The sequence below is a fragment of the Pauljensenia sp. UMB3104 genome (assembly GCF_030217285.1).
GTDB lineage: Bacteria > Actinomycetota > Actinomycetes > Actinomycetales > Actinomycetaceae > Pauljensenia.
Genome location: NZ_JASONN010000463.1, coordinates 1 through 250, shown reverse-complemented (window position 1 = coordinate 250; position 250 = coordinate 1). Strand labels below are relative to the sequence as shown.

Genomic DNA, 250 nt, shown 5'->3' with positions numbered 1-250 from the left:
GACAACCCCGCACTATCCGAAGAATACAAAGAATCCCTAAAAGCCGAATACACCGGCCTCTGGTACAAACGATTCATCCTCGGACAATGGGTAGCCGCCGAAGGCGCAGTCTACGACATGTGGAACCCCACCGAACACGTCATCCCCTGGGAAAACATTCCCCCAATCCGCCAAACCCTAGCAGTCGGCATGGACTACGGCACAACCAACCCCACAGACGCAGTAATGCTCGCTTTGGGTGTAGACGACA

General features: G+C 54.8%; 1 protein-coding gene. It reads left to right on the top strand.

Features of this window, described 5'->3' with window-relative positions:
• On the top strand, window positions 1-250 hold a 250-nt coding region (locus tag QP415_RS12415), incomplete at both ends, for a hypothetical protein (protein ID WP_442953496.1).